This window comes from Anaeromyxobacter oryzae, from assembly GCF_023169945.1.
Classification (GTDB): Bacteria; Myxococcota; Myxococcia; order Myxococcales; family Anaeromyxobacteraceae; genus Anaeromyxobacter; species Anaeromyxobacter oryzae.
Genome location: NZ_AP025591.1, coordinates 5,757,687 through 5,778,434 on the forward strand (window position 1 = coordinate 5,757,687; position 20,748 = coordinate 5,778,434).

At 74.6% G+C, this 20,748-nt stretch carries 17 protein-coding genes; 12 read left to right on the plus strand and 5 right to left on the minus strand.

Going from position 1 to position 20,748, the window contains the following annotated elements; translation table 11 throughout:
* The first annotated feature begins 182 nt into the window (after nt 1-182).
* The 10 genes from AMOR_RS25185 to AMOR_RS25230 all read left to right on the plus strand — a co-directional run bounded on the left by AMOR_RS25185 (nt 183) and on the right by AMOR_RS25230 (nt 12,021).
* Nucleotides 183-1,574, plus strand: coding sequence for a sugar transferase (locus AMOR_RS25185; protein WP_248355269.1), 1,392 nt, complete (start codon nt 183-185; stop codon nt 1,572-1,574).
* Nucleotides 1,571-2,584, plus strand: a complete 1,014-nt coding sequence (locus AMOR_RS25190; protein ID WP_248355271.1) for a gluconeogenesis factor YvcK family protein — start codon at nt 1,571-1,573, stop codon at nt 2,582-2,584. The genes AMOR_RS25185 and AMOR_RS25190 overlap by 4 nt, the downstream gene beginning before the upstream one ends.
* Before the next feature lie 14 nt (nt 2,585-2,598).
* Nucleotides 2,599-3,732: a GNAT family N-acetyltransferase gene (locus AMOR_RS25195; RefSeq protein WP_248355273.1), complete on the plus strand. Its 1,134-nt coding sequence runs from the start codon at nt 2,599-2,601 to the stop codon at nt 3,730-3,732.
* Complete coding sequence (locus AMOR_RS25200) at nt 3,720-4,910, plus strand: DegT/DnrJ/EryC1/StrS family aminotransferase (RefSeq protein WP_248355275.1); 1,191 nt, start codon at nt 3,720-3,722, stop codon at nt 4,908-4,910. The genes AMOR_RS25195 and AMOR_RS25200 overlap by 13 nt, the downstream gene beginning before the upstream one ends.
* A complete protein-coding gene (locus tag AMOR_RS25205) occupies nt 4,907-6,106 on the plus strand; it encodes a GNAT family N-acetyltransferase (RefSeq protein ID WP_248355277.1) in 1,200 nt (399 codons plus the stop codon). Before AMOR_RS25200 ends, AMOR_RS25205 begins: the two co-directional genes overlap by 4 nt.
* A gap of 6 nt (nt 6,107-6,112) precedes the next feature.
* Nucleotides 6,113-7,318, plus strand: coding sequence for a polysaccharide deacetylase family protein (locus AMOR_RS25210; RefSeq protein WP_248355278.1), 1,206 nt, complete (start codon nt 6,113-6,115; stop codon nt 7,316-7,318).
* An 87-nt stretch (nt 7,319-7,405) separates the two neighbouring features.
* Entirely contained in the window at nt 7,406-8,581 is a 1,176-nt protein-coding gene (locus AMOR_RS25215; RefSeq protein WP_248355279.1) for a glycosyltransferase, read from the plus strand.
* 100 nt (nt 8,582-8,681) lie between these two features.
* Nucleotides 8,682-9,959, plus strand: coding sequence for an O-antigen ligase family protein (locus AMOR_RS25220; RefSeq protein WP_248355281.1), 1,278 nt, complete (start codon nt 8,682-8,684; stop codon nt 9,957-9,959).
* A gap of 31 nt (nt 9,960-9,990) precedes the next feature.
* Nucleotides 9,991-11,133 carry a glycosyltransferase gene (locus AMOR_RS25225; RefSeq protein ID WP_248355283.1) on the plus strand — a complete coding sequence of 381 codons (1,143 nt, stop codon included), beginning with the start codon at nt 9,991-9,993 and terminating at the stop codon, nt 11,131-11,133.
* A gap of 90 nt (nt 11,134-11,223) precedes the next feature.
* A complete protein-coding gene (locus tag AMOR_RS25230) occupies nt 11,224-12,021 on the plus strand; it encodes a DUF4262 domain-containing protein (protein ID WP_248355284.1) in 798 nt (265 codons plus the stop codon).
* 6 nt (nt 12,022-12,027) lie between these two features.
* Here AMOR_RS25230 and AMOR_RS25235 read toward each other — a convergent pair whose 3' ends face one another.
* Genes AMOR_RS25235 through AMOR_RS25245 form a run of 3 tightly spaced genes read right to left on the minus strand, consistent with a single transcriptional unit; the run spans nt 12,028 to nt 15,503 of the window.
* Nucleotides 12,028-12,903: a succinate dehydrogenase/fumarate reductase iron-sulfur subunit gene (locus tag AMOR_RS25235; RefSeq protein WP_248355286.1), complete on the minus strand. Its 876-nt coding sequence runs from the start codon at nt 12,901-12,903 to the stop codon at nt 12,028-12,030.
* Nucleotides 12,904-12,913: 10 nt separating this feature from the next.
* Nucleotides 12,914-14,827: a fumarate reductase/succinate dehydrogenase flavoprotein subunit gene (locus AMOR_RS25240; protein WP_248355288.1), complete on the minus strand. Its 1,914-nt coding sequence runs from the start codon at nt 14,825-14,827 to the stop codon at nt 12,914-12,916.
* A gap of 1 nt (nt 14,828) precedes the next feature.
* Nucleotides 14,829-15,503 carry a succinate dehydrogenase cytochrome b subunit gene (locus AMOR_RS25245; RefSeq protein WP_248355290.1) on the minus strand — a complete coding sequence of 225 codons (675 nt, stop codon included), beginning with the start codon at nt 15,501-15,503 and terminating at the stop codon, nt 14,829-14,831.
* A gap of 118 nt (nt 15,504-15,621) precedes the next feature.
* On the opposite strand from AMOR_RS25245, the gene AMOR_RS25250 reads away from it, so the two are divergent.
* The gene (locus AMOR_RS25250) at nt 15,622-16,203 is read left to right on the plus strand and encodes an LOG family protein (RefSeq protein WP_248355291.1); all 582 of its coding nucleotides are present in this window, start codon (nt 15,622-15,624) and stop codon (nt 16,201-16,203) included.
* A 57-nt stretch (nt 16,204-16,260) separates the two neighbouring features.
* Here AMOR_RS25250 and AMOR_RS25255 read toward each other — a convergent pair whose 3' ends face one another.
* Together AMOR_RS25255 and AMOR_RS25260 are read right to left on the minus strand one after the other, a co-directional pair.
* Nucleotides 16,261-16,647, minus strand: a complete 387-nt coding sequence (locus AMOR_RS25255; RefSeq protein WP_248355292.1) for a response regulator — start codon at nt 16,645-16,647, stop codon at nt 16,261-16,263.
* A complete protein-coding gene (locus tag AMOR_RS25260) occupies nt 16,644-17,873 on the minus strand; it encodes a sensor histidine kinase (RefSeq protein ID WP_248355294.1) in 1,230 nt (409 codons plus the stop codon). The genes AMOR_RS25255 and AMOR_RS25260 overlap by 4 nt, the downstream gene beginning before the upstream one ends.
* Nucleotides 17,874-18,525: 652 nt before the next feature.
* On the opposite strand from AMOR_RS25260, the gene AMOR_RS25265 reads away from it, so the two are divergent.
* On the plus strand, nt 18,526-20,748 hold the full coding sequence (locus AMOR_RS25265; protein ID WP_248355295.1) for a molybdopterin-containing oxidoreductase family protein: 2,223 nt from the start codon (nt 18,526-18,528) through the stop codon (nt 20,746-20,748).

Consider the following 20,748-nt stretch of genomic DNA (forward strand, 5'->3'; position numbering starts at 1 on the left):
CGCCCCGCCGCGCACTTCGTGGCTCGACGGGCTCACCGCGAACGGCTCCTGCGGGCCCGGGCGGAGCGAGCCGAGAGGATGGGGATTCGCGCGGGTGATGTACGTGGCGCGAGCACGTCCCAGGTTTGTGAGGGCGCGAGCCGGGGGGCGGCTCGAGGCGGGCGGTTCGGGGAGGGGGAGTCTTGGTCCGGGTCTTCAATCACTGGTTCTCTCCGCGGAAGGCGGTGTACTTCCTCGCGGAGGAGACCGTCCTCGTGGTGGCGCTCCTCGCGGGCGCGTCGCTCGGCCCCGTGGCGGCCCAGGCGAGCGGCGCGGCGGCGCCGGTCATGCCGGCGATCCTGCGCGCGGGGCTCGCCTCGCTCTTCTTCGCCGGCGCGCTGTACCTCGGGGATCTCTACGACCTGCACGCGGCCGTGCGCGACCGCGCCGACGGGCGGCGGCTGCTGCGCGCCCTCGGCGTCGCGGTGATCGCCCTCGGCGTCGCGGACCTCGCGCTGCAGCTCGTGCTGCCCGGGTGGATGCTGCACCGGTCCCTCGTGCTCGCGGCGGCGGGCGGCGCGCTCGGCGTGATCGCGGCGCGGGTGCTCATGCCGGCGGTCGTGGGAGCGCCGACGCGGGTCCTGTTCCTCGGCGTCGGGCCTCGCGCGCGCGACCTCGCCCGCGCCGTGGAGCGGGAGGCGGACGGCCTCTGGGAGGTCGTCGGGTTCGTCCCGTCGGAGGGGAGCCGGACGATCCCGGTGGTCGCGCCGGAGCTGCTCCGCACCGGCGCGATCGGCGAGATCGCGCGCGGCGTCCGCGCGCAGGTCATCGTCGTCGCGATGGAGGACCGCCGCGAGGGGCTCCCGGTCGACGCCCTCCTCGCGCTGCGCACCGGGGGGCACCGGGTGGTGGACGACGTGGGCTTCGCCGAGGCCGCGCTCCAGCGCATCCCGCTCTCGCTCGTCCGGCCGTCGGCGCTCATCTTCGACGAGGGCTTCCGGGTCTCGCGGGCGACGCGGACCGGGAAGCGAACCCTGGATCTCCTCGTCTCCGCGGCGGGGCTCCTCGTCGGCGTCCCGGTGATGGCGCTCGTGGCCGCCGCCATCTGGCTCTCCGACGGCCGGCCCATCCTCTACTCCCAGGAGCGGACCGGGCGCGCCGGCACGGCCTACCGGATCTGGAAGTTCCGGACGATGCGCCGCGACGCCGAGCAGCTCGGCGCCGCGTGGGCGACCGACCGCGATCCGCGCGTCCTGCCCGTCGGGCGCTTCCTCCGGAAGGCGCGCCTCGACGAGCTGCCCCAGCTCTGGAACGTGCTGCGCGGGGACATGAGCTTCGTCGGTCCCAGGCCGGAGCGCGGCGTCTTCCTGTCCGAGCTGAAGGGGCGCTGGCCGCTGTTCGCGCTCCGCGAGCTCGTGAAGCCCGGGATCACCGGCTGGGCCCAGCTGCGGTACGGGTACGGCTCGACGATGGAGGAGCAGGCGAAGAAGCTCGAGTACGACCTCTATTACATCAAGAACGCGTCGCTGTTCCTCGACCTGGTCTGCCTCCTCGCGACCGCGAAGGTGGTGCTGCTCGGGAAGGGGGCGCGATGAGGACCTTCGAGGAGCTCTCGTTCCCGGTCGGGCCCGCGCCGGCGGTGCGGCCGCTGCGCGTCGTCGCGACCGGCGGCGGCACCGGGCTGCCGCGGGTGCTCGCCGGCCTCGCGCCCGGCGTGGAGCCGGAGGAGGGCCGGCCGGTGGCGGTCACGGCGCTCGTGACCACGGCGGACGACGGGGGCAGCTCCGGCGAGCTGCGGCGGCGCTACGGGATCCCGGCGGTCGGTGACGCGCGCAACTGCCTCGTGGCGCTCGCCGCCGGGTCGAACCCGCTCGCCGCGCTGTTCCAGCACCGGTTCGACGGCGACGGCCCGCTCGCCGGGCACACCGTCGGCAACGTGATCCTCGCCGCGCTCACGCAGCAGCTCGGCGATCTCTCCCGCGCGACGGCGGCGGCCGCGGAGCTGCTGGAGGCGCGCGGGCGCGTGCTGCCGGCGGCAGAGGGCCCGGTGGAGCTCGTGGCGGACCTCGCGGACGGACGCGTCGTGCGGGGCGAGTGCGCGCTCGCGGCGGCGCGGGGCGAGGTCGCGGCGCTCCGGCTCGCGCGGCCGGCGCCGGCGCCGCCCGAGGCGCTCGACGCGATCCGGGACGCCGATCTCGTCGTCCTCGGGCCGGGCAGCCTCTGGTCGAGCGTCCTCGCGAGCCTCCTCGGCCGGGGCGTCGCCGGTGCGCTCCGGACGACGCGCGCCACCCGCGTGCTCGTGGTGAACCTCTTCACGCAACCCGGTGAGACCGACGGCTTCACCGCCGCGGACCACGTCCGCGCCGTCCAGCGGCAGCTCGGCGACGTGATCGACGTCGCGCTGGTTCACCGCCCGCCGCTGCCGCCCGGGCTCGTCGCGGCGCTCGCCGCGCGCGGCGCCCGGCCCGTCGAGGTGGACCGGGGTGCGATCGACGCGCTCGGCGCGGTGCCGGTCGTCACCGACCTGCTGGCGGCCGGGGACCTCGGACGCCACGACCCTCAGAAGCTCGCGCGAGCGCTCCTCGGGATCGCCCGGGCGCGCTGAGGAGATCCACTATCGTGCTCGGGACCGCTGAGACGCTCTTCGCCGTACCTGCGCCGTCGCGCCTGCCGTACCGGGTCGAGGCGCTCGAGGGCCGGCCGGCGTTCGATGCGCTCCGCGACGAGTGGAACGCGCTCGTCGCCCGCGGCCCCGTGGACCTGCCGTTCGTGCGGCACGAGTGGATCGCGGCGTGGCTCGACGCGTTCGCGCCGGACGGACGCCTCCGCGTCCTCGTGGCGCGCGACGGGCACGGCACCGCGGCGGGCTTCGCGCCGCTCCTCGAGGAGCGGGCGCGCGGCCTGGTGCGCCTCGCCGCCCCGGCGAACGATCATTCGTGTCGGGTCGAATGGGCGCTCGGCCCCGACGCGTCGGGCGCCGCGGCCGCGCTCTGGGCTCACCTGCGGGACCGGGTCCGCTGGGACGTGCTCCTCCTCCGGGATCTCGTCCGGGACGGGCCGACCTCGACGCTGGTGGAGGCCCTCGCCCGCGCCGACCGGCACCTCGCCGGCCGCTGGGAGTCGCTCCGCACGCCCTACGTGACGCTCGGTGGCGACGGCGCCGAGGCCCGCACGTCCTCCAAGTTCCGCGCGAACCTCCGCCGCAGGGCGAGGCGGCTGGGCGAGCTCGGGGCGGTCGCGCTCCGGCGCGAGGACGGGCAGGGCGATCTCGACGGCGCCCTCGGCGAGTTCTTCGCGCTCGAGGCCGCCGGCTGGAAGGGCGAGAAGGGCACGGCCATCTCCGGCGACCCGCGGCTCGTGGCCTTCTACACGCGCGTCGCGCGGGACGCCGCAGCCCGGGGTGCGCTGGCGATCCGCGCGCTGCTGCTCGAGGGTCGCGCCGTCGCGATCCATCTCGGCCTCGTGCACCGGGGCGTCTACTACCTGCCGAAGACGGCCTACGACGAGGAGCTCGGCGCCGTGTCGCCGGGGCAGCTGCTCCACCGCGAGGTGCTCGCCGAGTGCGAGGCGCGCGGCCTCCGCGAGCTGGACTTCCTGGGGCCGGACATGGAGTGGAAGCGCGACTGGGAGCCCCGGCACAGGCCCCACGATTGGCTGTACGTGTACCGGCCCTCTCTGGCGGGTCGCGCGATGCACACCTTGAAGCACCGGGTGCGCCCGGTCGTGAAGGAGGTCCTCGCATGGCGGCGATGACGCGGGCGATCGCGGTGCGCAGCTGGCCGGCGCCGGACGAGCGGCGGCGGCGGTTCATCCCGGCGCTGCCGACGCTCTGGCCGGGGCTGCTCTCTCCGCTGGCCGCCGAGCGCCCCCCACCGTTCCCGCTGGGCGCGCCGGGCACGACCCGCTTCTACTTCGCGAGAAACGCCGTCTTCCACGGCGTGCGGCTGCTCGGGCTCGCCGGCCGGGAGGTGCTCGTCCCCGCCTATCACCACGGGGTGGAGATCGCCGCGCTCGTGGCGGCCGGCGCCGTGCCGCGCTTCGTACGGGTCGACGCGCGCATGCGCCTCGATCTCGAGGACCTCGTCGCGAAGATCGGCCCGAGGACCGGCGCCGTCTACGTCATCCACTACGCCGGCTTCCCGCAGCCGATGGACGACGTGCGCGCCGTCGCCACCCGGGCCGGGCTGCCGGTCATCGAGGACTGCGCGCTCGCGCTCCTCTCCGCGGAGGGGACGCGGCCGCTCGGCTCGACGGGCGACCTCGGCATCTTCTGCTTCTACAAGGCGCTCCCGGTCCCGAACGGCGGGGCGCTCGTCGTGAACGCGACGGGCCTCGCGAGCGCGCCCCCGCGCCCCGTGGCGGCGCCGCTCGTCTCGACGCTGTCCCACGCCGCGGGAGCGCTCGTGGCGAACGCCGCGTTCCGGCTCGGCGAGGCGGGAGAGGCGATCCGGGCGGTCGTGCGCGGCACGTACCGGGCGCTCCGCGGCGCCTCCGGCCTGAAGCCCGTCTCGACCGGCACGAGCACGTTCGACCCCGGCGCGGTGCACCTCGGGATGAGCGGGCTCTCCGAGGCGATCGCGCGCCGCGTGGACGCGGCGGCGATCGTCGCGGCGCGGCGGCGGAACTACTTCCTGCTGCTCGGGCGGCTCCGCGATCGCGTCCCGCCGCTGTTCGCGGAGGTCCCGGCCGGCGTGTCGCCGCTGTTCTACCCGCTCCTCTGCGACGACAAGGCCGCGGTGAAGGCGCGGCTCGCCGCGCGCGGCATCGAGACCGTCGACTTCTGGCGGAACGGCCACCCGCTCTGCGCGGCCGACGCGTTCCCGGAGGTGGCGGCGCTCCGGCGCCGCGTGCTCGAGCTGCCGGTCCACCAGGACCTCTCGCCGGAGGACATGGCGTTCATCGCGCGGTGCGTGAAGGAGGCGCTCACGTGAGCGGAGCCCCCGCCGCGACGGCACTCGCGGTGCACCAGAGCCACGACCCGGCCCGCCTCGAGGCGCTCGCGCCGGAGTGGTCCGCGCTGGTGGACGCCGCGGGGGTCCCGAGCCCGTTCCTCGCGCCGGAGTGGCTGCTGCCGTGGTGGCGCCGCTTCGGCGGAAGGCGCGCGCTCTGGATCCTCGAGGCGCGCGACGGGGCGGGCCGCCTCGAGGGCCTGCTGCTCCTCGCGTCACGGCCGGCGCTCCCCGGCGTCCGCCGCTGGCAGCTCCTCGGCAACGGGATCACCGGCGCGGACGGGCTCGATCTGCTGGCGCGCGCCGGCGCGGGCTCCGCCGCGCGCGCCGCCATCGCGGGCGCGCTCGCCGCCGGCGGGTGGGACCTGCTCGACCTCGAGGACCTCCCGTTCGGCTCGCCCACGGCGGCGGTGCTCCGGCAGGTGCTCGCGCCCGGCGGCGTCGACGTCGAGGCGCGGCGCCGGTTCGCGTGCCCGGGGTTCGCGGTGCGCGGCACGTTCGAGGCGCACGTGCGGAGGATGCGCCGCCGCGAGACCTACGGCCGCCGCGTCCGCTGGCTCGCGAAGCAGCCGGGGTTCCGGATCGAGGTCGCCGCCGCGCCGGACGAGGCCGGCCCCGCGCTCGAGGACTTCCTCCGCCTCCACCGGCTGCGCTGGGCCGCGGAGGGCGGGAGCTACGGCATCCCGCCGGGATCGGTGGAGGACTTCCACCGGGACGCCGTCCCGCGCCTCGCCGCGCGCGGCTGGCTGCGGCTGTACCGCCTGCTCGTGGGCGACCGGTCCATCGCGGCGGTGTACGGGGTCGAGGCGGGGGGCACCTTCCACTACTACCAGTCGGGCTACGATCCGGAGTGGTCGGTCCGGAGCCCGGGGATGGTCCTCGTCGGCCGCACCATCGAGGACGCCTACGCCCGCGGGCTCAGGTACTACGACTTCCTCCGGGGCGAGGAGCCGTACAAGCTCGACTGGTCCGCGGATCGGCGGGAGCTCTGCGCGGTGCGGGTCCGGGCGCCCTCCTTCCGCGCGAGCGCGGCGGTCGCGGCGGACGGCGCGTGGCGGGCGGCGCGGGGCGCCGCGCGCGCCCTCGCGCCGGAGCGCGCCTGGGCGGCGCTCCAGCGCGCGCGGCGGGGTCTCGAGGCCGGCGCAGCGGCGCCCGCCGCCGCAGAGGGGAGGGCGTAGCCGCGGATGCCGGAGCGCGCGGACGGGAGCCCCCGCTGGATCGCGCGGCGGGCGCTGAAGGTGATGCTGGCGCGGGCGCTCACGGCGTGCGGTGCGCCGCGCGTCCTCGGGGCGCTGCGCCGGCGGGAGGCGGGCGGCGCGCGGGTGCTGGTGGTCTCGTACCACCGCGTGACGCACGACTACCGCGCCGACGCGGAGGAGGGGCTCGCGTCACTCCTCATCTCCACCTCGACGCTGAAGCTCCAGCTCGAGCAGCTGGCGCGGACGCGGGAGCTCGTGTCGCTCTCCGACGCGTGCCGGATCCTCTCCGAGCCGCCGGGCGCCCCGTCGCGCAAGGACGCCGTGGCGATCACCTTCGACGACGGCTACGCCGACGTGCACGGCGTCGCGCTCCCCATCATCGAGAAGCTCGGGATCCCGGCGGCCGCGTTCCTCTCCACGGGCTATGTCGGGACCGGGCGCCGGCTCCCGCACGACCGCATCTTCGCGTGCCTGACCGAGCTGCAGGACCGCGGGATCCCGCCCGATCGCGCGGGGCTCGAGCGCGGCGCCCAGGCCCTCCTCTCCGCGTGCGCCGAGCGCGGCCCGGCCGCGACGCTCGACCGGCTCATCTCCCGCCTGCGCCATGCCGATCTGGTCGTCGTCGCCGACGCGCTCTCGGCGCGGGTGGGGCTCGGCGACGCCGACCTGCCGCCGGCGACCCGGATCATGGACTGGGACGAGGTCCGGGCGCTCGCGGCGGCGGGGTTCGAGATCGGCGGCCACACGGTGTGGCACGCCGTGCTGCCGAACCTCTCGCTCGCCGGGGCGCGCCGCGAGATCGCCGGCTGCCGTGACGACATCGCGGACCGCGTGGGGCGCCCGCCGAGGTTCTTCGCGTACCCGAACGGCTTTCACACGCCGGCGGTCCGCCGCGCCGTGGGCGAGCTCGGCTTCCAGGCGGCTCTGACGACCGAGGACTGCGAGAACGTCCGCGGCGGCGACCCGCTCACGCTGCGGCGCAAGATGGTCTGGGAGAACACGACGGCCGGGCCGCGCGGCTACAGCCCGGCGCTCGCCACGTGCAACCTCGAGGGCGTCTTCACGGCGCTCGGGCTCGCGCACTCCGTCCCGGGCGAGCGGGCCGACGCCCTCGGGGACGAGGGCGTCGGCGACGACGGCGCGCCGCGCGGGGCCGGGCCGGACGGGGCGGACGCCCAGGCCGCGAGCTGATGGGGGCGAGCGGGGCGCGGCCGCCGGCGGCGCCCCGCCCCCACCGGACGGTGGCCGGAGCGCCGGCGCCGCACCCACCTTGTGGCCGTGCGGGCGCTCCAGGGGCGGGACATCGTCTGCTTCTCCAACGACTGGGACGGGGACCCCCTGTCCAAGACCCACATCATGCGGATCCTCTCCCGGGAGAACCGCGTGCTGTGGGTGAACTCCATCGGGAACCGCGGGCCGCGGGCGACGGCGTCCGACGCCGCGCGGGTCTGGAAGAAGCTCAAGGACGTGGCGCGCGGCACGTTCCAGCCCGAGCCGAACCTGCACGTCCTGCCGCCGCTCTACGTCCCCGCGTACGGCAGCGAGCTCGCCCGGGCGGCCAACCGCCACCTCCTCCGGCTGCAGGTGCTGAACGCGATGCGCCGGCTCGGGATGCGGGATCCGATCTCCTGGAGCTTCCTCCCGAGCGCGGCGGCGGTGGCCGGAACCCTCGGGGAGTCGCTCGTCGTCTATCACGTGGTCGACGAGTTCTCGGCGTTCAGCGACGCGTCGAGCCACGTGGCGGAGCTCGAGCGGCGGCTGCTCCGGCGCGCCGACCTCGTGATCGCGTCCTCGGAGAAGCTCCTCGCGGCGAAGCGCGAGGTGAACCCGCACACCGTGCTGGTCCGCCACGGCGTCGACCACGCCCACTTCGCGCGCGCCCTCGATCCCGGCCTCCGGATCCCCGAGCCGCTGGCGCGGCTCCCGCGGCCGGTCATCGGGTTCTTCGGGCTCCTGGCGGACTGGATCGACCTCGAGCTCGTCCGGCGCGTCGCGGACGCCTACCCGCACGCCTCGGTCGTGCTCCTCGGGAAGGTCATCACCGACCTCCGCGCGCTGGACGGCGCGGCGAACGTCTTCCTCCTCGGGCGCCGCCCGTACGCGGAGCTGCCCGCGTGGTGCCGCGGGTTCGACGTCGCGCTCACGCCGTTCCGGCGGAACGAGCTCGCGCTCGCGGCGAACCCGCTCAAGGCGAGGGAGTACGTCGCCGCGGGCCTGCCGAACGTCTGCACCGACCTGCCGGAGCTGCGGCAGATCCCCGGTTGCACCGTGACGCGCACCGCGGAGGAATTCGTGGCGGAGGTCGGGAAGGCGCTCCGGTCCGGCGGTCCGGACGCGGCTCGCTCGGCGCTCGTGCGTGGCGAGGGGTGGGAGGCGAAGGTCGACGAGATCAGGGCGCACGTCGCGGCCGTCGAGGTGCGCAGGGCGCCCGCGCAGCGGGTCGCGACGGTCTGACGGCAGGAGCGGCTCGTGGTGAGCCTGTCGAGCCACGAGCGGGGGCGCCCTTCGACAGGCTCACGGCGAACGGGAACCGCGAAGCGGCGGCGGAGGCGGGATGGAAGCATCGGCGGCGGCCCTCGACGACACGCTCGTCGCGCGCGACGCGGCCCTGGCGCGGGCCAGCGGGCGGTGGCGCGATCTCGCGTACGGCGCGGCGGTGGCGTTCGTCGCGCTCCTGTACTCGAACCCGATGTACTGGTGGCCGGTCTTCGAGCGGCTCCGCCTCGGCTTCGTCTCGATGGGCGTCGCGGCCGGGGCGGTGCTCCTCCACCGGGTGACCTCCGGCGAGCGGATCCGGATCGGCGGCCCGGGGTCGCTCGCGCTCCTCGCCTACCTCTCGTTCATCCCGCTCTCGCTCGCGTGGACGCTCTCGCGCGCCGACACGGCGCACGCGGCGGTCGAGGGCATGAAGATGGCGATCGTCTTCGTGTCGGTGCAGAACGGGCTCGACACGCGCGCGCGGCTCCGTCGCTTCATGCTGGTCGCTGCGCTCGCCTCGCTCGGGCCGGCGCTGGGCGGCGTGTGGATCTGGAAGACGGACGACCACCTCGTGGAGGGCTTCCGGACCCACTGGCGCGGCCTGTACGGTGACCCGAACCGGCTCGCGATGAGCCTCGTCGCGGTCCTGCCGTTCGCGATGTACGGGGCGTTCACGGCCCGCCGCCGCGCGCACCGGCTCCTCTTCGCGGGGATCGTCGTGGCGCAGATCACCGCGATCGTCCTCACGCACTCACGGTCCGGCTCGGTCGCTGCGGCCCTCGCGGGGCTGCTGTTCCTGCTCCGCGGCCGCGGCGTGGCGCTGCGCGGCGCCCTGGTCGCCGTGACCATCGCGGTCGGCCTCGCGGTCCTCGCCCCGAGCACGTTCTGGGCGCGGTCCCGGACCATCGCCGCGTACGAGGAGGACGCGTCGGTGGCGGGGCGGCGGCACGCCTGGATGGTGCTGGGGCGCGTCGTCGAGGATCGGCCGCTCGCGGGCGTCGGGGCGGGCGCCTTCATCGACGCGTGGGGTCCGTACGCGCCGCTCGAGGCGGGCGGCCACCGGTACGTGGCGCACAACATCCTCCTCGAGATCGTCGGCGAGCTGGGCGTCATGGCCTTCGCGCTGTTCGCGACGTTCTGCGCGTGGCTGCTCTGGCGCTCGTGGCGCGCCGGCCGCGACGGCCTGGTCGGCGCGGAGGCGCGGGCGATCTTCGCCGCGCTCGCGGGGTACCTGCTCTGCGAGATGGTGAACGGCTACTCGCTGTCGTGGTTCCTGTACGTCCTCTTCGCCTGCGCGGCGGCGGTGATCCGCATCGCGCGCGTCCGCGCCGCCGCCGCGGAGGAGCCTTCGTGACCGCGCCGCGCGTCGCCGGAGGAGCGCGGCGATGAGCGCGCCGGTGAAGGTGCTGATCTTCCAGAACCGCTTCCGGCTGGGCGGACAGGAGCGCCAGACGGTCCTGCACGTCCGCACCGTGGACCGCGCCCGGTACGAGCCCATCGTCGCGGTCCTGCACATGGACGGCGAGCACCTGCCCGACCTGGCCGCCGCCGGGGTCCGCCCGGTCGTCTTCGACGTGGGCAACCGGATGCTCCGTCCGAACACGGCCTGGCAGCTCGCGCGCATCGTCCGGTTCGTCCAGTCGGAGAGGATCGCGCTGGTCCACGCGCAGGACGTCTACACGAACGTCCTCGGGACGATCGTCGCGAGGCTCGCCGCCGTCCCCGTCGTCGTGACCCGCGTCGACCTCGGACACCACCTCGTCGGCTACCGCCGGCCGCTGCTCGCCGCCGCGTCGCGCCGGGCCGACCGGGTCCTCGTGAACGCCGTGTGCATCCGCGACCTCTGCATCCGCGAGGGCGTCGAGCCGGACCGCGTCGTGGTGGTGCGGAACGGGGTCGATCTGGAGGAGCTCGACCGCATCGCGACGGAGCCTCCCGACGCGCCGCCGCCGGATCCCGGCGGGATCGTCTGCATCGCCAACATGCACCACCCGGTGAAGGGGCAGGGCGACCTCCTCGTCGCCATGCACGAGGTGCTGCGCGAGCGGCCGGACGCTCACCTGGTGCTCGTCGGCGACGGCTTGAGGCGCCCGGCGCTCGAGCGCCAGGCGCGGCAGCTCGGGATCGCGGCCCGCTGCCACTTCCTCGGCCATCGACGCGACGGGCCCGCGATCCTCGCCCGCGCCGCGCTGAGCGTCTCCGCGAGCTACGCGGAGGGCATCTCGAACGCCATCCTCGAGGCGATGGCGATGCGGCTGCCGGTCGTCGCGACCGCGGTCGGCGGCTCGCCGGAGATGGTCCGCGACGGCCACTCCGGCTACCTCGTCCCGCCCGGCGCGCCCGCGGCGCTCGCGCGGCGCATCCTCGACGTCCTCCGGGACCCCGCCCTGCGCCGCAGGATGGGCGAGCGCGGGCGGAAGATCGTGGAGCGCGAGTTCAGCCTCGACCAGATGCGCCTCAGCTACGACGCCCTGTACCGCGACCTCACCGCCACCCGGGCGCCGCGCATCGTCTACGGCGCCGCGTGAGGTCCTCTTCCGTTCGCCCGGGCCCCTGGAGGCCGGCCCCCCGGCCCGGGCCGGTGACAACCCGCTCCGACCGTGCTCTGCTCTCCGGGTATGGAGCCGCTCCTCGCGGAGTGCTGCCGGCACGTGGCCGAGGGCTGCGCGCCGATCCTGCGTGCGGCGCGTGGGGAAGATCCGGAGGCGCCCGAGTGGCGGTTCCGCTGCGGCATGCGGGAGCACGATCCCGGAGACGTCCGCGCGGTCCCGCTCGAGGAGCTCGTCCGCCGCGACCCGACGGCCGTCGAGATCGTGCTCCACCCGCGCGGGTCCGTGCTGGAGCGGCGAAACGTGGCCGCCCGGTGGCACACCGAGGCCGGCCCGGTGCTCTTCCCGCGGCGCCCTTCGCGCCGGTGGCCGGGGCTCGATCCGCGGTTCCCGCCGCGGCCCGGCGAGGCGCTCGAGACGCCCGACCTCCGCCTCCTCGCCGACGTCGCCGAGCGCGGCTGGCACACGCTGGTCTACGAGGCGCGCCCGGACCGGCCCGGGCACGCCTTCTCCGTCGGCCTGTTCCACGGCTTCGATCACCCGGAGATCGCGGTGCTCGGCCTCTCGCGCGAGGCGCTCGCGGAGACGGTGGACCGGATCGCGGGGCGCGTGCGCGCGGGCGAGCGGTTCCAGCACGGAGACGTGGCGGAGGACATCGCCGACGGTCGCGTCGCCGCGTTCCGGACCATCCCGCCGCGGGTCTACCCGGCGTGGCTCGGCTACGCGCTGTGGTACCACGACGGCGCGCGGTTCCCGGCGCTGCAGTGCGTCTGGGCGGACGCCGACGGGCGCTTCCCGTGGGACCCGTGGTTCCCCAGCGAGGCGCGGGCCGTCCAGCCGGTGCTGTACGAGCCCGAGCTCGCCTGATCCGCCCTACGACCCCGTGCGGTTCGGCTGCGCCGGCTGGTCGGGGCGGACGGAGCGGTCCTGGCCGCGGCCGGGCTCGGCCTCGTGGCCCCGCAGGGCGGAGGTCCGGGGGACGACCGCGACGGGCTCGGCGTCCTCGCGGTAGCCGAGCGTCGCCTTGATGAAGTCCCGGTTCATCCGCGCGATCACCTCGAGCTGGATGCCGGCCGGGCAGACGGCGGCACACTCGCCGATGGTGGTGCAGTGGCCGAAGCGCTCCTCGCGGGCCTGCGTGGTCATGGAGAGGACGCGGAGCGGGCGCTCCGGCTGGCCCTGGGGGAGGGTGCCGAGGTGGGAGATCTTGGCGCCGGTGAAGAGGGCGGCCGACGCGTTCGGGCACGCCGCGACGCAGGCGCCGCAGCCGATGCACGCCGCGGCCTCCATCGCCCGGTCCGCCTCCGTCTTCGGGACGAGGATCGCGTTCGCCTCCGGAGCGCTGCCCGCGCGCACCGAGACGTACCCGCCCGCCGCGATGATCCGGTCGAGGGCGCTCCGGTCGACGACCAGGTCCTTGATGACCGGGAAGGCGGCGGCGCGCCACGGCTCGAGGCGCAGCGTGTCGCCGTCGGAGAAGTGGCGCATGTGCGTCTGACAGATGGTCGCGTTGCGCAGCGGCCCGTGCGCCTCGCCGTTCACGAGGAACCCGCACGTGCCGCAGATGCCCTCGCGGCAGTCGGAGTCGAACGCCACCGGGTCCTCGCCCTTCTCGACGAGCCGGCCGTTCAGCACGTCGAGCATCTCGAGGAACGACATGTGCTCGTTCACGTCCGGCACCTCGTACCGGACGAACCGCCCGCCTTCGCGCGCGCCCCGCTGCCGCCAGATCTCGAGGACGATGCGCACGACGCCTCCGTCACTTGTAGCTGCGCTGCTGCAGCGGGACGTACTGGAACTCGAGCGGCTCCTTGTGGAGCGCCGGCGCGGTGTCCGGCCCCTTCCACTCCCACGCCGCCACGTAGGCGAACTCGTCGTCGTTCCGCCGCGCCTCGCCGTCGGGCGTCTGGTACTCGACGCGGAAGTGGCCGCCGGCGGACTCGTTCCGGTGGAGCGCGTCGAAGCACAGGAGCTCCGCGAGCTCGAAGTAGTCGGCGACACGCCCGGCGCGCTCGAGCTCGTTGTTGAGCTCCTCGCCGGAGCCCGTGACGCGGAGATCTCGGTAGAACGCCTCGCGGATGGGCGGGATCTCCCGGAGCGCGTGCTCCAGGCTCGCCTTGGTCCTGGCCATCCCGCAGTCGTTCCAGAGCAGGGCCCCGAGCTCGCGGTGGAAGTGATCGACGGGCTTCGTCCCGCGGATCGAGAGGAACCGGTCCGTGCGCGCCGCGACCTCGCGCTCCGCGTCCCGGAAGGCCGCGTGGCTCGTGTCGACCTTCGCGAGGCCGCCGTGGGCGATGTAGTCGCCCACCGTGTAGGGGAGGATGAAGTAGCCGTCGGCGAGGCCCTGCATGAGCGCGCTCGCGCCGAGGCGGTTCGCCCCGTGGTCGGAGAAGTTCGCCTCGCCCCCGACGAACAGGCCGGGGATCGTGGTCATGAGGTCGTAGTCCACCCAGAGCCCGCCCATCGTGTAGTGGACGGCGGGGTAGATCCGCATCGGCACGTCGTGCGGATCGTCACCGGTGATCCGCTCGTACATCTCGAAGAGGTTCCCGTACCGCTCGTCGAGGACCTTCCGGCCGAGCCGGGCGAAGGCGTCGCGGAAGTCGAGGTACACGCCGAGCCCGCCCGGTCCGACCCCCCGTCCCTCGTCGCAGACGTTCTTCGCGGCGCGCGAGGCGATGTCGCGCGGGGCGAGGTTGCCGTAGGTCGGGTAGATCCGCTCGAGGTAGTAGTCGCGCTCGGCGTCCGGGATCTGGTCCGGGGACCGCGCGTCGCCCTTGCGCTTCGGGACCCAGACGCGGCCGTCGTTCCGGAGCGACTCGCTCATGAGCGTGAGCTTCGACTGGTACTCGCCGGACCGCGGGATGCACGTCGGGTGGATCTGCGTGTAGCAGGGGTTCGCGAAGTACGCGCCCTTCCGGTAGGCGCGCCAGATCGCGGTGCAGTTGCAGCCGCGGGCGTTGGTCGAGAGGTAGAACACGTTCCCGTAGCCGCCGGTGCAGAGGACCACCGCGTCCGCGGCGTAGGACGAGATCCGGCCGGTCACGAGATCCCGCACCACGATGCCGCGGGCGCGCCCGTCGACGACGACGAGCTCGAGCATCTCGGTGCGCGGGAACTGCCTCACGGTGCCGGCCGCCACCTGCCGCTGGAGGGCCTGGTACGCGCCGAGCAGGAGCTGCTGCCCGGTCTGGCCGCGGGCGTAGAACGTCCGCGAGACGAGCGCGCCGCCGAAGGACCGGTTCGCGAGCTCGCCGCCGTACTCGCGGGCGAACGGCACGCCCTGCGCGGCGCACTGGTCGATGATGTTCACCGACAGCTCGGCGAGCCGGTAGACGTTCGCCTCGCGAGACCGGAAGTCGCCGCCCTTGACCGTGTCGTAGAACAGGCGGAGCACCGAGTCGCCGTCGTTCTGGTAGTTCTTCGCCGCGTTGATGCCGCCCTGCGCGGCGATGGAGTGGGCGCGCCGCGGGCTGTCCTGGAAGCAGAACGAGAGCACCTCGTACCCGAGCTCGCCGAGCGACGCTGCGGCTGCGCCGCCCGCGAGGCCGGTGCCGACCACGATGAGCCGGTGCCTCCGCTTGTTCGCGGGGTTCACGAGCTTCATCTCGTACTTCCGCCGCTCCCACTTCTTCTCGATGGGGCCTTCGGGGATCCGGGCGTCGAGGGCCATGTCAGGGCCGTAGGATCCCGACGAGCACCGCCATCGGGATCGCGGAGAAGCCGAGCGTGAGGATGACCGCCATCGTCACGGCGAACCGCTGGATGGTGGGCGCGGCTCGGCGGTTGGCGAAGCCGAGGGACTGGAACATCGACCAGAGCCCGTGCCAGAGATGGAACCCGAGGGCGACCATCGCGACCACGTAGGCGATCACGCCCACGGCGCGCCCGAAGGTCGCGAGCACGTTGTGGTAGACGTCGCCTTCCTGGAAGCTCGGGTTCACCACGCCGACCGTGAGATCGAGGACGTGGTAGACGACGAACGCCAGGATCAGGAGCCCGCTCCAGATCATGGTGCGGGATGCGGTCGAGGAGACGATCGGCCGGAAGTCCTGGTACGCCACCGGGCGAGCCTCCCGCGCGAGCAGGAAGAGCTGCGCGCCCGCCACCGCGTGCACGCAGACCGCCACGAGCAGGATCACGCGGGCGGTCCAGAGGAGCTGCGGGGAGACGCGCAGGAGGGCGGCGTAGCGGTTGATCTGCTCCGGCCCGGTGAAGATCTGCAGGTTCCCGAGCAGGTGGAAGAAGACGTACAGGAACAGGATCGCGCCCGTCACCGCCATCAGCGCCTTCTTGCCGATGACGCTCCTCCACAGCGCCCCGGCGCGGGAGACGCGCCCGGGGCGCACGACGGCTCTTGCCTCCACGGCCATTCGCCCACACGCTGCGTCGGAGCTTCCACCCCGGCGACGGCCCATCCGGATTCCGCTTCGCCGGCCGCGGAGCATGCCTTAGGCTCTCGGCGCCATGAAGAGGGTCTGCGTCTTCTGCGGGGCGAGCCCCGGCCGAAACCCCGTCCACCTCGATGCCGCCCGCCGCGCCGGGCAGGCGCTCGCGGGGCGGGGGCTCGGGCTCGTGTACGGCGGCGGCTCCGTCGGTCTCATGGGCGCGGTGGCGGACGGCGCGCTCGAGGCGGGCGGCGAGGTCATCGGCGTCATCCCCCGCGCGCTGCAGCTCCGCGAGCTCGCGCACGACCGGCTCACGAGCCTGCACGTGGTCGGCTCGATGCACGAGCGCAAGGCGCGGATGGCCGAGCTGGCCGACGCGTTCGTCGCGCTGCCGGGCGGCCTCGGCACGCTCGAGGAGCTCGCCGAGATCCTCACCTGGGCGCAGCTCGGGCTGCACGCCAAGCCGTGCGGGCTCCTCGACGTCGAGGGCTACTACGCGCCCCTCATCGCGTTCCTGGATCACGCGGTGGCCGAGGGCTTCGTGCGCTCGGAGCATCGCCGCGTCATCCACGTGGCGCCGGACTTCGGGGCGCTCCTCGACGCGTTCGACCGGTACGAGCCCCCGCGCGTCGAGCGCTGGATCGACGACCGGACGTCGTAGCGGCGCACCGGCGCCGGCGCTCCGCGGCGTGCGGGTCGGGACGGCGCTCCGGCACCGTCAGTGCGCGGCGGGGGCGCCGCCGTCGCGGTCCGCGAGGTGGTGCGCGATCGCTGCCAGCACGTCGTCGAGGTCGAACGGCTTCGCGAGCCAGCCGTCGGCGCCGATCTCGGCGGCGCGCTGCTGGGCGTTCTCCGCCGCGGTCAGGACGACGATCGCGCAGCATCGGCCGTGGCGCGCCCGGAGCTCGCGCGCGAACTCCCACCCGTTCATGACCGGCATCCGCATGTCGAGGAGGATGACGCCCGGGCGCTCCTCCGCCACGCGGGCCAGCGCCTCGAGGCCGTTCGAGGCGGTGCGGACGCGGTGGCCGGCGTCCGCGACGACCATCTCGAGCAGGGCGAGGAGGTCGGGGTCGTCCTCGACCACCAGGACGGGAGCGTTCACGCGCGGGCCTCCGCCGCGAGCGGCAACACGAGGAAGAAGGTCGACCCCCGGCCCGGGGCGCTCTCGAACGCCATCCGCCCGCCGTGCCGCTCCACGATGACGCGGCTCACCTCGAGCCCGAGCCCGAGGCCCGCCGTGTCGTCGGGGCGCTCGGCGTGGGCGTGGTAGTAGCGCTCGAACACCCGGGCCTGGCGCTCCGGGGGGATCCCGACGCCGCGGTCGGTCACGGACAGCACCGCCTCGCCGGCTCGGGCCTCGACCCGCACGGCGACGGGGCCGCCGTCGGGAGAGAACCGGACCGCGTTGTCCACGAGCCCCGCGACGACGCGCGCGAGCCGCTGGGCGTCGGCCTCCACCGGCGCCGGCGCCGGCGCCTCGACCGTGATGGTGTGGCGGGGCGCGCCGTGCCGGATGCGCTCGACCACGTCGCTGGCGAGCGCGCCGAGATCGAGCCGCTCGCGCCGGCCCTCGACCTCGAGCCGCAGCCGCGAGGTGTCGAGGAGGTGCTGCACGAGGCGATCGAGCCGGTCGACCTGGCGCTGGATCGCGACCAGCGGCTGGCTGTCCGCCGGATCGCGCTTCTGCACGAGCTGGGCGTACGCCTTGATCACGGCGAGCGGCGTCTTCAGCTCGTGCGCCGCGGTCTCGAGGAACTCGTCGCGGACCTCGTCCAGCCGGCGGGCGGCGGAGATGTCGCGGAGGACCACGACGGCGAGCCCCGTCCCCTCCACCGGCGCGGCGGAGACGCTGGCGAAGACCTCGAGGCCGTCCGCGCGCCGGAGCCTCGCGTCGTACGCGGAGACCCTCTCGCCCGCGACGGCGCGCCGGGCGGCGTACCGCTCGAACGGGATCATGCGTCCCTCGACGTCGCGGAGCTCGAACCGCCGCCCCCACTCCTGCAGCGGCCCGAGCAGCTCGTCCTTGGCGCCGACCCCGAGCAGCTCCACGATCGCACGGTTCGCCTCGACGACGTGCAGCCGTGCGTCCACGACGAGCACGCCGTCCGCGATGCTGTCCACGGTGGCGCGGAGCTCGGCCGTCCGCGTGCGCAGGCCGGCCTCGCTCCGGCGGATCAGCTCGTAGATCAGGATCGAGGTGATCACCACGAAGGCCGCCCCCTTCACGGTCTGCAGCTCGTCCCGGCGCACGGGGTCCGGCACGAGCAGCGAGAGGGCGTGATCGGAGAAGGCGATCCAGAGGACCGCCACGACCGCGTACGCGATCACGATCCGCGGAGCCGACCAGGGGAGGTGACGCCACCAGCGGGAGGGAGCCGCCGACCGGCGGCGGCTCCCGTCTGGAACCACCGGGGGGGCCGGTCGTGTCGTCGCCCGTGGCTGCACCACCGGCTTCCTGTAGCTGCGGGCCGGGCCGCTTGTCACCCGCTCGGGAAGGGGGGTGCGGCGGGGTCACCATCCACGAACGGCGCGAGCTCATCGCCCGCCAGAGCAGGCGATGGCCGCGAAGGGCTCGAGCGCCCGGGCGAACCGCTCCTCCAGGAACCGGCAGGCTCACCGCCAGCGCCGAGCGCGCCGAGCGCGCCGGCTCGACGGCGGGGCCTGGCTGAACGGAGGTCCAGGCGCGACGCCATAGCCGGGGCGGCGGCCCGACGCGATCTTTTCGCGGCGCCGGGCGCAACGGTTGCGAGCGCCGAGCCGGACCGATCCGGTCCGCCTTCGCGCGCGTGCCGCGATTCCAATCTAGAGATGTCGCTATATGACTCGCGGTCCGTGATCTCCTCCGGACGGCCTCGTCGCGCAACCGGTGCGCGTCGCCACAGGCCCGCGATCCGCTTCGCGAATTCTCGAACCGCCGCGCGGGCTCGCGGCTCCACCGGCACGGCCGGCGCGATCGCCGGCGAACGGTCCGGGAGCTTCGATGGCGAACGACGGGGTGAAGATCGCGCGGCGCGGGTTCCTGAAGCTCGCGGCCGCGGGCGCCGCGGCCGGCGCGGCGGCGGCGCCGGAGCGCGCCGAGGCGTTCGGGCTCGCGCAGGCGAAGGACGGCCTCGCACCGGATCGCGAGGTGCCGACCTACTGCGAGCTGTGCTTCTGGAACTGCGGCGTCGTCGCCCGCGCCCGGAAGAACCGCGTCCTCGCGCTGAAGGGACACCCCGCCTACCCGAACGCGAACGGGAAGCTCTGCGGCCGAGGCCAGGCGGGCGCGGGCTTCGTCGTCGACGAGGACCGGCTGAAGTACCCGATGATCCGGACGGGGAGCCGCGGGGAGGGGAAGTTCCGGCGCGCCGGGTGGAGCGAGGCGTACGGCGTGATCGCGGACGGGTTCTCGCGGATCAAGGCGCGCTACGGCGCCGAGGCGCTGGCGCTCTTCTACCACGGCTCGGGCGGCCCCCTGCTCCGGCAGATGCTCGTCGCCTACGGCTCCCCGAACTACGCGGGACCGTCGTACGCACAGTGCAAGGGCGCGCGGAACGTCGGCTACAAGCTCACGTTCGGCGAGAAGATCGTCTCGCCCGAGCCCATCGACCTCGAGCGCACGCGGTGCATGGTGCTCTTCGGCTCGCACCTCGGGGAGAACGCGCACAACTCGCAGGTGCAGGAATTCGTGAAGGCGCGCGCGCGCGGCGCGTCGCTCGTGGTCCTCGACCCGCGCCTCTCCACGGTCGCGTCCAAGGCCGACGTCTGGCTGCCGATCCGGCCCGGGTACGACACGGCCGTGATCCTGGCGTGGCTCCACCTGCTCGTGAAGGAGCGCACCTACGACGCCGCGTTCGTGAAGGCCCACACCGTCGGGCTCGACGCGCTCGCCGCGCACGTCGCGCCGTTCACGCCGGAGTGGGCGGCGGAGCGGGCTGGCGTCCCCGCGGCCAGGATCGTCGACGCCTATCGCCTGATGGTGAATGCGATGCCGGCGGTCGCGGTCCACCCCGGCCGTCACACCGCGTGGTACGGCGAGGCCGACACGCAGCGCGCCCGCGCCCAGGCCATCCTCACCGCGCTGCTCGGGGCGTGGTGGCGGCCCGGCGGCATCTACCGCACCGAGAAGATGTCGGTCCCGGACTACCCGACGCCGGACTTCCCGGACCTGCCGAAGAACGTCGACGAGGCCGCGGGCCGCTTCCCATTCGAGGAGGAGGTCACCACGAACGGCATCCGCGACGCCACCCGGACCGGCAAGCCGTATCCGGTGAAGGGCTGGCTCGTGCACGGGACGAACCTCATCCAGTCCATGCCGGGCGTCCGCGAGACGGTGGACGCGATCCGCAACCTCGACCTGCTCGTGGTCTGCGACGTCCTCCCCACCGAGATCACGCAGTACGCCGACGTGCTCCTCCCCGAGGACACCTACCTCGAGCGCTGGGACGACCTGTCGATCGGCTTCACCAAGACGCCCTACGTCGGGCTCCGGCAGCCGGTGGTGCAGTCGCCGCACGACACGCGCCCCGCCTGGCGGATCGCGAAGGAGCTCGGGGCGCGGCTCGGCGTCGGCGACTTCTTCCCCTGGGCGACGTTCGAGGACTACCTCTCGGTCCGCCTCGCGGGCGCGGGGCTGTCGCTCGACCAGCTCCGGAAGGACGGCATCGCCCTCGCGCCGCGGAAGACGCCCCTCTACCTCGCGGACGGCGAGCCGTTCCACTTCCACACGCCCTCCGGGAAGATCGAGCTCCACTCGCAGCAGCTCGCCGACAAGGGCTTCGCCCCGCTCCCGACGTGCGAGGGGCCGCCGCTCCCGCCCGCCGGGCGCTTCCGTCTCCTCTACGGGCGGAGCCCGCTCCACACGTTCGGCCGGACGCAGAACAACCCCATCCTCGCGGATCTCGAGCCCACGAACGCGCTCTGGATGAGCCCCGCCGACGCGGCGGCGCTCGGGCTCGAGGACGGGACGCCGGTCCTGGTCCAGAACGACAAGGGGAGCGAGACGGGGCCGTTGCCGCTCAAGGTGACGGATCGCCAGGCGGACGGCGCCGTCTACATGGTCCACGGCTTCGGCCACTGGTCGCGCCGGCTCCACCGCGCGCGCGGCCAGGGCGGCGACGACACCGCCGTGATCGACGACTACGCCGTGGACCCCATCAGCGGCTCGACCGGCATGCGCACGCAGCTCGTGACCGTCCGCCGCGCCGAGAGGACGGTGGCCTGA

Bases quoted from the DNA above. Each gene is read 5' to 3' on its own strand.
- AMOR_RS25230 (WP_248355284.1), top strand. From the start codon at position 11,224: ATGGAGCCGCTCCTCGCGGAGTGCTGCCGGCACGTGGCCGAGGGCTGC.
- AMOR_RS25225 (WP_248355283.1), top strand. From the start codon at position 9,991: ATGAGCGCGCCGGTGAAGGTGCTGATCTTCCAGAACCGCTTCCGGCTG.
- AMOR_RS25240 (WP_248355288.1), bottom strand. From the start codon at position 14,827: ATGGCCCTCGACGCCCGGATCCCCGAAGGCCCCATCGAGAAGAAGTGG.
- AMOR_RS25190 (WP_248355271.1), top strand. From the start codon at position 1,571: ATGAGGACCTTCGAGGAGCTCTCGTTCCCGGTCGGGCCCGCGCCGGCG.
- AMOR_RS25250 (WP_248355291.1), top strand. From the start codon at position 15,622: ATGAAGAGGGTCTGCGTCTTCTGCGGGGCGAGCCCCGGCCGAAACCCC.
- AMOR_RS25265 (WP_248355295.1), top strand. From the start codon at position 18,526: ATGGCGAACGACGGGGTGAAGATCGCGCGGCGCGGGTTCCTGAAGCTC.
- AMOR_RS25210 (WP_248355278.1), top strand. From the start codon at position 6,113: ATGCCGGAGCGCGCGGACGGGAGCCCCCGCTGGATCGCGCGGCGGGCG.
- AMOR_RS25200 (WP_248355275.1), top strand. From the start codon at position 3,720: ATGGCGGCGATGACGCGGGCGATCGCGGTGCGCAGCTGGCCGGCGCCG.
- AMOR_RS25220 (WP_248355281.1), top strand. From the start codon at position 8,682: ATGGAAGCATCGGCGGCGGCCCTCGACGACACGCTCGTCGCGCGCGAC.